Annotated in this window: 6 protein-coding genes; 2 read left to right on the forward strand and 4 right to left on the reverse strand. The window is 39.0% G+C overall.

Annotated features, from left to right (window positions below; all coding sequences use genetic code 11):
• From MXE38_RS07970 to MXE38_RS07985, 4 genes are all read right to left on the reverse strand, one after another.
• A partial coding sequence (locus MXE38_RS07970; protein ID WP_246913761.1) for a response regulator occupies positions 1–2,449 on the reverse strand: 2,449 nt, incomplete at its 3' end.
• A 1,145-nt stretch (positions 2,450–3,594) separates the two neighbouring features.
• Positions 3,595–5,187 (reverse strand): peptide chain release factor 3, encoded by a 1,593-nt coding sequence (gene prfC, locus MXE38_RS07975; protein WP_246913763.1) that lies wholly within the window; start codon positions 5,185–5,187, stop codon positions 3,595–3,597.
• A 269-nt stretch (positions 5,188–5,456) separates the two neighbouring features.
• The gene (gene ispH, locus MXE38_RS07980; RefSeq protein WP_246913765.1) at positions 5,457–6,398 is read right to left on the reverse strand and encodes a 4-hydroxy-3-methylbut-2-enyl diphosphate reductase; all 942 of its coding nucleotides are present in this window, start codon (positions 6,396–6,398) and stop codon (positions 5,457–5,459) included.
• The gene (locus MXE38_RS07985; RefSeq protein ID WP_246913767.1) at positions 6,388–7,488 is read right to left on the reverse strand and encodes a LacI family DNA-binding transcriptional regulator; all 1,101 of its coding nucleotides are present in this window, start codon (positions 7,486–7,488) and stop codon (positions 6,388–6,390) included. Before MXE38_RS07985 ends, ispH begins: the two co-directional genes overlap by 11 nt.
• Positions 7,489–8,513: 1,025 nt before the next feature.
• On the opposite strand from MXE38_RS07985, the gene MXE38_RS07990 reads away from it, so the two are divergent.
• Entirely contained in the window at positions 8,514–10,433 is a 1,920-nt protein-coding gene (locus tag MXE38_RS07990; protein WP_246913769.1) for a glycoside hydrolase family 36 protein, read from the forward strand.
• 259 nt (positions 10,434–10,692) lie between these two features.
• Complete coding sequence (locus MXE38_RS07995; protein ID WP_246913770.1) at positions 10,693–12,138, forward strand: glycoside-pentoside-hexuronide (GPH):cation symporter; 1,446 nt, start codon at positions 10,693–10,695, stop codon at positions 12,136–12,138.
• Positions 12,139–12,186: the final 48 nt, after the last annotated feature.

The following is a 12,186-nucleotide window of genomic DNA, read 5'->3' on the forward strand; positions in this document are numbered from 1 at the left end:
CTCTAACCTTTTTAATGCACTCTTCTAAGACCTTAAAGTCTATCGGCTTGGATACATGGTAGTTCATACCTGCATCGATTGAGGCTTTAATATCCTCAGAGAAGGCATTAGCTGTCATAGCAATAATAGGTATGGTCTTAGCATTAGGCTTATCAAGAGCTCTAATTTGTTTAGTAGCCCCCAAGCCATCTAAGCGAGGCATTTGTACGTCCATTAAAATCAGATCGTACTCATCCTCTTTACTATTCTTAAATGTCTCTACAACCTCAACACCATCAGCACAAACTTTACAGATGGCACCTCTCATATTAAGGAGATCTACTAAGATTTCAGAGTTAAGCTCATTATCCTCTGCGGCTAAAACCTTTAAGCCATTAAATACATTACAAATGTTGCACTCAGGATCGTTTGTATCCTCATGCTCTTTATTAGTAATAGAGCCAATAGCTTGTTTTAAACTACTAATAAACAATGGCTTATTCAAGAAAGTTGCAATGCCACAGTCCATAGCTTCGACTTCAATATCTGAGTAGTCATAGCTAGTAAGCAAGATAATAGGTATGTCTTTAAATTCTGTACTATTTAACTGTTTTGCCACTTGCAGGCCATCTTCATTCTCAAGCTTAAGATCAAGCAAAATAAGATCTGGCCTATTGTTTTGTTCAGTTAAGGACTTAAGCTGATCTAGCGCATGTTTACCATTAACTGCGTGATAACAATTAACTTGTACATCATTTAAGATGCTTTGCACTGACATAAAGTCATTGGCTACATCATCAACTACTAATACAGTTTGAATGCCTTTATTCTTAAAGAAATCAAGATCGTTGACCTCATTACCTTGAATCATAAAGGACAAATGAACTGTAATAGTAGTGCCGTGTTTCTCTTTACTCTTAATATCAATAGTACCGCCCAATAAGTTAACCAAGCTATTAGTAATGGTCATACCAAGACCTGTACCTTGAATCTTTTCGTTAATAACATTATTAGAGCGAGAGAAAGGCTCAAAAATATGCTTTAAATATTCCTCAGACATGCCCATACCATTATCAGAAACGGTAAAGAAGAAGCTGGCAATATTATTAGAGTGCATCTTACCCTCTGTTACTTCAAGACGGACTTGACCACCTACTTGAGTATATTTAACAGCATTAGAGAGTAGATTTAATAAAATTTGGTTTATTCTTAAATCATCACCAATTAATAGTTCATGCTCAATATTATTAACAATAATCTCAAAAGCCTGATGGCGCGAGTGAGCTTGAGGGCGCACAATATTATTAATATTATCAATCAACTCACCTAAGCAAAACTCACGAGTATTTACTGAAACCTTGCCACTTTCAATTTTTGACATGTCCAAAATATCATTGATTAAACCTAGCAAGTGTTTTGATGAGGCAGTGATTTTACGAGAGTAATCTTCAACTTTTTGAGGTTTATTACTATCACGATTTAATAGAGTACATAGGCCTACAATAGCATTCATAGGCGTACGCAAATCGTGACTCATAGCGCTTAAGAAATTACTTTTAGCTTTATTAGCTTGCTCAGCCTCGTTATAAGCCTGAGCCGTCATAGCACGCATATGCTTTTCTTTTTCTAAAGCAGAGAGTAACTCTAAAGAGCCAATCTTATTGCGTGTAGATAGATAGGCAATGACTACAGCTACTAGCAAGAAGAAAGCAAAGCCATAAAATACATCCAATAAAGAAAGCCAACCAACTTTTGGCACTACACTTAAGGTTACTCGACGACCTGAGATTAGTTTAGAGTAGGAAACACAATCTTCAATAGTATGTTTCTCTAAAGTAGAGCCAATAGGGATAGCTTCATTTTGATTGGTCATAGTAAATAAATACTCATAACCTTGTCTTGCAAGATCAGTTAAGCCAAAAGGTTGCACAACATCTGGTAAGGCTAGACTAATAGCACTAAATCCCCAAAAGGTTCCATCTTCAAAGTAAACAGGATTGCGAGCTACCATAGCAATACCACCTTGAATAAACTTACGAGGGCCATCAATAGTGGTTAATCCTGAGAGCATCGCATATTGCGCTGTCTCTTTAGTAGCATCACGCTCTAATACCCTATCACCCATAGCTTTTTCATTACCTGCCATAGGATATGAGTAGCGCATTACACCTTTAGGCAAGAGGAAAATACCCTTAATGGCTGAGGAGTCATAAAGCATAGAGGAAAAGAAGTTAAATTCATGAATGAATGCTTGGCCATCTTCTGCTTCCATCATAATGCGCATATTTTTATCGCCCATAGAGTGCAAAAAGCCCTCTAACATGTCGGTTTTTTCAAGCATATTATTTAAGATGATTTCGACATGAGCAACTGTTTCTTGCGCCATAGAACGAGCTAAATCACGACGAGACTCAATAATTTGATAAATAAAGAGCAGGAAAATGGCCAGTAATACGCTAAATGTAACCATAAAGCGCACTATAAAGTACTTATAGAATGACCTACTCGTCACTACTCGTCGCATAGTCATTGGCATTTACAATAGAGGCTAAGCCCCCTCCTAAAACTACAAAGCAAGACATGGTGCTAAATAATAATTAGCTCCAGTTCCTACCTTAAAATAAGGCACTCCAATCTTATTATTGTTAGTTTGTAAGCATGTGTTTTAATAATAAGCGGCATAATGAAACTTACTGCTCTCAAGAGGGTTAAATATATTTAGATTCACTTACTAAGTATTTAACAACTACTTTAATAAAGCTTATTTTAGCTCCAAGCTAAAACCATGCCTAAACCGAAACTCAATACCTTAAAACTATTACTAGGTAGGATTAACTTTCATCCTGTCAGCAGTAAAGTACCACCTTCAATAAACCTTCATTGATACAGTATTAATAATATACTACCACCATTAAATGAAAATATATCTATACTATGAGCATGCTCAAAAATTGACCAAAAATTCCTCTTTTTACAGACGATTTAGCACTTTTTGTTAAGTAGTTTAATAATTAAATCTACATATAGAACATTATCAATAATCATCTCACCTCCTAATTTACTTTCCTTGCCCCTATCTTTTATTGACAGCCACTCCCTGCAATGACCTGCCACGCCATGCCACTCCACTCCCCGCCCAGCAATAGCCTACCGCACAACACAACGCCACGCCACTCCCCGCCCACAGCCATAGCAAGCCCTTAAACAGTGGTGCTGCTGATTATTGGAACTTTGCTTCATCTGCGCACACAGCCTAAAAAGCAGGTTGAAGGATAAGCTAATTAGCTACACACATGTAGATCTACTGCGCTATGCTACTTACCTGATTGGGATAATAATGAATAGTAAACAGCAGCCATTGGCTCTAAGACAGTAAATTGTGGATGATGGATAGAGGCAGAAGGATAGCTAGCAGATGCTGCATCAAGCAGCCATTGACAGTAGCAGAAGCCTTAGAGACTGTTGCCTGTGTATGGTTGCCAGAGGGCTATTACGGCGAGATGAGTGTACAGATAAGATAAGCAAAAACCCCCAGCAAAAACTGATTCTGATGGGGGTTTGGTAAAAGAATGTAATTACTTAACTACAAGCCTTTGTTCTAAGATTGGGTTTGCATTAGTGCTCACGGGTAGCAGCAAAATTAACCTTTGGATAACGCTCAATAGCTAAATTCAAGTTAACACCTGAGGTAGCTAAGTAAGTAAGGTTGTCACCACCGTCGAGTGCTAAATAAGTTGGAACCTTATCTTTAAGTTCCTCAATAGCTTTAGCATCATCACTAGTTACCCAACGTGCGGTAGTAACATTGACATTCTCGTAAGTAGCTTCAACATTGTATTCGTGCTTTAGACGAGATACTACTACGTCAAACTGGAGCACACCTACTGCACCTACAATTAAATCATTATTAATCAGAGGTCTAAATACCTGTACTGCACCCTCCTCAGAGAGCTGTACTAGACCTTTTAATAATTGCTTTTGCTTGAGTGGATCACGTAAGCGAATGCGACGGAACAATTCAGGAGCAAAGTTTGGAATACCGCTAAAGTGTAGCTCTTCGCCCTCAGTAAAGGTATCACCAATACGAATAGTACCGTGGTTGTGAATACCAATAATATCGCCTGCAACCGCCTCAGTAGCTAAGTCACGCTCGCCTGCCATAAAGGTAACAGCATCAGAGATTTGTACATCACGACCAATACGTACATGACGCATTTTCATGCCTTTCTTATAAGAGCCAGAAACTAGGCGCATAAAAGCAATACGGTCACGGTGCTTAGGATCCATATTGGCTTGAATCTTAAAGATAAAGCCTGATAACTTCTCCTCATCAGCCTTAACCTCACGACTATCAGCGTGACGTGGTAATGGAGTTGGAGCCCAGGTGGTTAAACCATCGAGCATGCAATCTACACCAAAGTTACCTAAAGCTGTACCAAAGAATACAGGGGTAAGTTCACCAGCTAAGAAAGCTTCCTCATCGAAGTTATTAGAGGCCATGGAAATAAGCTCCATGCTCTCACGTAACTCTTTAGCTAAATCCTCACCTACAGCCTCGTCAACTTCCTTATTGTCTAAGCCCTTGATGGTACGGCGCTCTTGGATATGGAAACCCTCACCAGAGTGATAGAGAATAACCTCATCACGTAAAATGTGATAAATACCCTTAAAAGACTTACCAGAACCAATAGGCCAAGTAATTGGAGCACATAAAATCTTAAGCTCAGATTCAACTTCATCTAAGAGCTCTAAAGGATTACGGGTCTCACGGTCGAGCTTGTTCATGAAAGTTAAGATAGGAGTATCACGTAAGCGAGTAACCTCCATTAACTTTCTGGTACGTTCCTCAACACCTTTAGCAGCGTCGATAACCATTAGACATGAGTCTACAGCGGTAAGCACACGATAAGTATCTTCAGAGAAGTCTTCGTGACCTGGAGTATCAAGCAAGTTAACAACGCAATTATTATAAGGGAACTGCATAACTGAGGTGGTAACAGAAATACCACGCTCTTTTTCCATGGCCATCCAGTCAGACTTAGCAAAAGAGCCAGTACTACCACGTCCTTTTACTTCACCTGCACGCTGAATGACGCTTCCGAATAACAATACCTTCTCAGTAATGGTTGTTTTACCTGCATCAGGGTGAGAAATAATAGCAAAGGTACGTCTTTTAGAGACCTCTTGCAAAAAGTTCTGATCTGCCATAGCTAAAACCAAATATAACGCTGATATTAAACCCAGCGCACAACTAAAAACTTGCAGCTAAACCAGACATAAAGAGAGCTTTAGCCAAGCCATGTCTGCTCACGAGCCACGTAAAATTTTTAGGCCTAAAGCCCAAATAATTGACGTGCTATTTTAGCACAAAGCCCATAAGTTACCATATTTGCGGCATCTTATGGGCTAAGTATTAAGGTTAGTAGTATTAGCTTTGCTAAGCTAAGTTTCGCTAAGCGTAGCTTGCGTAGCTACGACTAGTCTAGGCCGTCAGGTAATGGGAAGACACGGTGAATTTGTTCATCACCAGTTAAAATAACCTCGCTACCACCCTTTTGAGCTAATACTTTAAGAATATCTTGCACAATATACTCTGGCACTGAAGCACCAGCAGTAACACCTACTTTAGTGGCTCCTGCAAGCATTTCATCACTAATACCCTCACAGTCGTCAATAAGATATGAACGTACGCCCATGGATGAGGCTACTTCACTAAGACGCTTGGAGTTAGAGCTATTTTTAGAGCCAGCTACAATTACTAAGTCGCACTCTTGAGCTAAGGTCTTTACCGCAGCTTGACGATTCTGGGTGGCAAAGCAGGTATCATCATTTTTAGGGCCCTCAATAAAGGAGAATTTCTCTTTAAGAGCCTTTACGGTTAAAGCTGTCTCATCAATTGATAAAGTAGTTTGGGTAGCAAAGATAGCCTTATTAGAAACAAGGTCTAATTTTTCAACATCTTGAGGGGTCAAAATTACATGAACCTTGTCCTCTGGGCCATCATATTGACCAACAGTACCTACCACTTCTTGATGTCCAGTATGGCCAATAATAACTACCTCTTTTTGCTCTTTAGCTGCACGAGACACCTTAAAGTGCACACGATTAACTAAAGGACAAGTAGCATCAATTACTATGAGTTTTAAAGCATTGGCAGCCTCAACTGTCTTAGTGCCTACTCCGTGAGCTGAGAAAATTACTACCTTATCCTCAGGATTAGGGATTTGTGATAAGTGCTCAACAAAATGAGCACCACGAGAGGCTAAATCAGCGACTACATGCTTGTTATGCACCACTTCATGAAGAACATAAACCTTTTGAGTACCATATTTTTCTAAGGCACGATTAACAACGGCAATAGCACGCTCCACGCCTGCACAAAAGCCACGGGTTCTGGCCAGATAAACCTTAAAACTCACTATTTATATCCTCATGATTAGCCTGTAGGTCGTTATATTTGCGCTTATGACTTGGTCGGCTTGAGTCACGCTCAATTAAATCCTGCTCAATCTTGACCGAAACACCGCCTTTAAAGAGCTCAAAGTTTTGTTCTAAATCAAAGATAAAGCGAGCAAAATTCCTATAATCAGGAGCCATAGTAGACAAGGCTGGCGTGATATAGATATCAACTGTTTCATTATCAAAACCAATGAGGCCGATTTTTTCAATCAGCTCAGGGGCATGTTCTCTTAAACACTTGATAAAGCCCACACCAATCATATCGCAGCCACACATTATGCCATCATAGCGCTCATATAACTTGTTTTCGATAAATATTCGCCCTGCCTGATAGCCAGACTCAATAGAGAACCTACCTTCAAAAACATAAGGCTCAAAATCAATGCCATGTTCTTTTTTGAGTTTTTCGCAAGCTGCAAAATAACCATCACGTCGTAATTTACCTGATAGCTTTTCAATATCACCGCCTAAATGCATTAGACGAGTAAAGCCATTATCATAAAGGTGCTCACAGGCTCTAATAGCAGAGTTATAGTCATTAGAATATAAACATCTTACGCCCAAAGAAGTGTCTACAGTTTTATCTAACACAATGATATGACGCTTATTAGTGGCAATACGTGGTATAAAGTTAGAATCATCATTTAAGCCAATAAACACAGCGCAGCTAATTCTATGGCTATCAAAAGCATCATTAATGCTATTTACTACATCATCTTCATTCTCTTCAGGCAAAATTACATCATACATAACGGTATAACCGCATCTTTTAGCCTCTAAGACAATAGCTGTTAGTAAAGAACTATCATAATGTGAGTTAATACGAGAATATGAAGGTAAATCAAAACAAGTAGAGAAATAAACACCTATAACCTTAGGACTAATGCCCCTTAAGGCCTGTGATGCTACATTAGGCTTGTAGTTATATTTTTTGATGATATCAAGCACCCTTTGCTTAGTTTCTTCAGGGATATCAGGATAATCATGCAACACTTTAGAAACTGTTGAGCGTGACACGCCTGCCAGTTTAGCTATTTGGGTACTATTCATAAAAAAACAATCTCAATGAATCGTCAGAAAACTAGCTGCCCTAATATATAAGTTAAAGCCTAATAGCTTCATGTCTTGTAAGCACCTACCTTCAAGAGAGTAAGTCTTAATCCTTAATGACTTCTCTCTATTTAGGATAAGTCTTAGTTAAAAGTAAGCTTAACCACAAGCCTATAGCCAGGTCAGGCCAAGCCAAGCCAGATCAGGTCTGGCAAGGTCATGCCAGGCTAGCTCGGGGCTAGATAATGGCTAACCAAGGGTTAGGCTGGGCTGGCAAGGCATAAATGGGCTTTGTCTTAGGTTGTCTGATCTGTTAATACTATTGGCCATAAAGAGAGAAATAGTAAACTACAACTTAACTATTTAACTCCTTACCCTGCATTAATCTGCGTTACAAACTGCATTTACAGAATTAAGTAGACAAAAAAAACTACTAGAGCTCGATCAAGGGAGCGGTAATTTTCACTAGACGACTATTAAGCTGCCAAATTTTTCACATTAAGCAACGGCAGCAATTAATTTTGCACAAGAAAACAACTACTAGATTTAGATCTCGTCATTTGATCCTTTTAGTATAAGCTTTCTTGGTCAAGTTATTATCAATAATTATTAATAATCACCAAGCTAACCTTAGCTAACTATTAATCAGTTACGAAACTAAAGAACACTTTATTACGAAATATGTTCGTAAATACCCCTATTATTACGCTCTAATACTATAAAATCAAGTCAGTTGTACTCATGAGTGCATTTAGCTCTTGCTTTGATATTTTTTCTGCCTTATCAATTTGACAACTGCCTATATTTCCCTTTTTAAACGTGACATGGCTCATATTTTGGCTAAATCCTAACTGTAATTTGTGAAGCACCTCACGCTTTAATTGTGTCTAAATTATTTTTTCTTTTTATAATTCCCCTAAATAACACGTGTTCGTAATTATTCGTTATTTGCTAAGCATTACGAACATGTTCGCCATCTATTTTTAACCTTTTAGCTCCATTTGTGTGTGAGGAGATGTAATTTCATGATTAAACAAGAACTTAATTGGGCATTTTTACGCACTTATGTACAAGTAGAAAATGAGCAGACCCCAGATCTTAAGGTAAGCTACCAATTACGCACTGTTGACTCTTGTCAACTTGACTGCGAGTTTAATCACGAAACTCTTTTAACCACAGAGCAGGTTAACGAAAGTGGCTTATACGGTGATCAGAACTTTAAGGACAATATCAATAAGGTTTGGTATTTAGACTTAACTTTAAGCTCTGATAAACCTATTGTGATGCCTAAGACCTTAATTGATGTACGCCTTCCAGTAGATAACATCCAATCTTTATGGCTCCCATCTATCCAAGCTCCAGGCAAGAACTATCGTGCAAAGGGCATGCTTGAGTATTATGCCAATGTCACTACTCATATTTGCCATATTGCTCCTATGGGTGCTTTTTACTCTGCTGAGGGCATCAATAAATTATCTTTTGCTCTTAGCGATTGTAAGAATGTAGTTACCTTAACTGGTGGTGCCTACGAAGAAGAAGAGTGCGCTCGCTTTACCTTTACCCTCTTTGAGGCTCCTAGTGCTCCTGTTTCTCAATACCAAGTTAGCTTACGTTTAGATAGCAGCGCTATGAATGTTTTTAATGCTGTTAAGAACATTTCCCGCTACTATGAGCGCTCTTTAAACTTAGATGTTATGGGCGTACCTGAGGCAGCTTTAGAGCCTGTTTACTCCACTTGGTATGCTTTTTTACAAAACTTAAGCGCTCAAGAAATTGAAGATCAATGTGCTATTGCCGCCTCTTTAGGCTGTAAGACTGTAATTGTTGATGATGGTTGGCAGACCGACGACAACAACCGTGGCTATAGCTATTGCGGCGACTGGGAGGTTTCAAAGCGTCGCTTCCCTAACATGAAAGAGCACGTAGCCAAGGTGCATGCTCTAGGCATGAAGTACATGTTATGGTTCTCTGTTCCTTTTGTTGGTGGCAAGTCTAAAAATGGCCCTGAGTACAAAGACTACTCTTTATGCTACAACCCACGCTGGGGTGCCTATGTTTTAGATCCACGCTATAAGAAGGTACGTGATTTCTTAGTTAATACCTATGTTAACACTGTTAAAGAGTACGATTTAGACGGCTTAAAATTAGACTTTATTGATGAGTTTGATATGCGTCAGGCTGATGAAAAAGCCCGTGCTTATGATGACAAGAGAGATACTCAGTCCTTAGTAGATGCTGTTGATATGCTCATGACTGAGGTTCGCAATGCTCTTAGCGCTATTAAGAGCGACATCTTAATTGAGTTCCGTCAAAACTATGTAGGCCCAATGATCCGTAAGTACGGCAATATGTTCCGTGCTCACGATTGTCCTAATGACACTTTAATGAATCGTATGACCACTTGTGATGTACGTGCTATGGCTTTAGATACTGCCGTACACTCTGATATGTTCACTTGGTCTCCATCTGAGTCAGTACAAAGTGCCAGTTTACAGTTTATTCACACTCTCTTTTCAGTGCCTCAGATTTCACCTAACTTAAAGCACTTAAATGAAGATCACTTAGCCATGGTTAAACATTGGCTCTCCTTCTGTAGTGCTCACCGTGATCTCTTACTTAAAGGCCATATGGAGGCATTCCATCCAGAGGTCATGTACTCCAAGATGGTTGGCACTTTAAATAATGAGCAAATCATTATTGTAGGCAATGATCAGCGTGTTGAGCTCTTTAACAACGAAGCTGTTGATACTACCTATTTAGTCAATGGTGCCATGCTCACAAGCTTAGTCATTAAATCAACTCCTGAGCACCAACTAAATCTTAAAGCTGAGATTTTTGACTGCTTAGGCAAGCAAGTACAGGTTATTGAGAACTTACAACTTGATAGCAAGCTATATGAATTAGCAATGCCAAAATCTGGCTATGTCAAGTTTACCAAGATCTAATTTACTAAGAGTTTGATTAACTCTTTGTAAAACCATTTGTAGAGCTGTGTCTTTCTATGATCACACACACCATTGATAGAAATATAAGCAGCTCTGCCTAACACCAATCTTAGGGCTCCACTACTCTATGGAGTTGCCTATTATTAGTATCTGATATTAGACAACTCCTTTTTAAGCGGAAAGTTTTTATATATCTTTTGCTAATTAATGTTTCTTGTTAAAAGAAGCTTACAGTTGGCCTATCTATGGGAATTAAATTATGAGCAATAGTGCAGATATATCTCCAGCAACACCAAAAGTGACCATGCAAACCAAGTTATCCTATGGCTATGGTAGCTTTGGTAAGGACTTCTCCTTAGCACTGGTTAATGTTTTCTTATTCTTCTATCTAACTGATGTAGCAGGCATGTCAGCTGCTACCGTAGGTATCATTTTCTTAGTTGCTCGTATTTGGGATACTATCAACGATCCTATTTGGGGCTACATTGTTGCTAAGACCAATACTCGCTGGGGCAAATATAAGCCATGGCTCTTAATTGGTAACGTCTTTAACTTTATCTTCATGGTAGCTTGCTTTAGCACTCACTACTTTGAAGGCACCGCTCAGATTATTTACTTATCAGTGGTATATATCTGCTGGGGTATGGCCTACACCATGTGTGACGCTCCATTCTGGTCATTAATTCCTACTATTACCTTAGATAAGGGTGAGCGTGAGGGCTTATTACCATATCCACGTTTCACTGCTACTATTGGTTCTTACATGGCCTCTGGTTTTGGTATTTACGCTGTAAACCTCTTTGGTCAAGGTGATGAGGGCTTTGGTTATTTAATTTACGCTGCTATTGGTGGTTTACTTGCTATTTCCTCAGCTTGGGTAACCTGCAAGTGGACTGAGCAAAACTACGAAGAGAGCGGCTCTGATGACTTTAATATTAAAGAAGCTATCTCCATTGTTACCCACAACAAGCAGTTCTTAATCTTCTTATCTTTAGCTTTCTGCTTTGTTATTGGTACTGGTATTAGTGGTGCCTTAAACCTCTACATGTTTAAGTACGCTATTAAGGACGAAAGCTTATTCTCTACTATGGTGTTTGCTTCCTCTGTAGTAGCTATTCCAGCCTTAATAGGCTTCAAGGCTATGGTTAATACCATTGGTCGTAAGTTAGTATTCATCTTAGCTATCACCTTACCATTCTTTTATACAGCTGTATTAACCTTAGCCTCTTGGGGCTTGCTCCCAGTATACCCAATGGTATTATTATCTGGCGGTCTTTCAGGCTTCTCTACAGCTGTTTACTGGTTGTTAGTAATGATCATGGTGGCTGATACTGTTGACTACGGTGACACTGTATTTAACATGCGCTCTGAGTCCATTTACTACTCCTTACACACTCTCTTAGCAAAGTGCTCTGGTGCTGTATCCTCTGCTGTAGTAGGCTTCTTCTTAACTGCAGTTAACTATGTGCCTAATGTAGAGCAATCTCAAGAGACCATTGATGCTATCGTAATCTTATACTGGGGTATTACTTTCTTATGCTTAATTGGTGGTGCTATTTACATCTTTGCTTATAAGCTCAATGGCTCTGTATTAGATGATATTCAGCGCACCCTTACCCGTCGCTATATGGATAAGGTTGTAGCCAATGCTGTTACCAAGGATGTTAAAGACGATCTCGAAGCTTTAAAGAAAATCCAAGATTAATCCCTTTTAAATAGTCTCACAAAAATTTCTAAGAATGCCTATTATTTG

Origin of the sequence: Anaerobiospirillum sp. NML120448, from assembly GCF_023050945.1 — a bacterium.
In the GTDB taxonomy this organism is placed as follows: Bacteria; Pseudomonadota; Gammaproteobacteria; order Enterobacterales; family Succinivibrionaceae; genus Anaerobiospirillum.

What these genes read in the sequence shown, in the direction of transcription:
- MXE38_RS07995 (WP_246913770.1), top strand. Translation starts at nt 10,693, where the DNA reads ATGAGCAATAGTGCAGATATATCTCCAGCAACACCAAAAGTGACCATG.
- prfC (WP_246913763.1), bottom strand. Translation starts at nt 5,187, where the DNA reads ATGGCAGATCAGAACTTTTTGCAAGAGGTCTCTAAAAGACGTACCTTT.
- MXE38_RS07990 (WP_246913769.1), top strand. Translation starts at nt 8,514, where the DNA reads ATGATTAAACAAGAACTTAATTGGGCATTTTTACGCACTTATGTACAA.
- MXE38_RS07985 (WP_246913767.1), bottom strand. Translation starts at nt 7,488, where the DNA reads ATGAATAGTACCCAAATAGCTAAACTGGCAGGCGTGTCACGCTCAACA.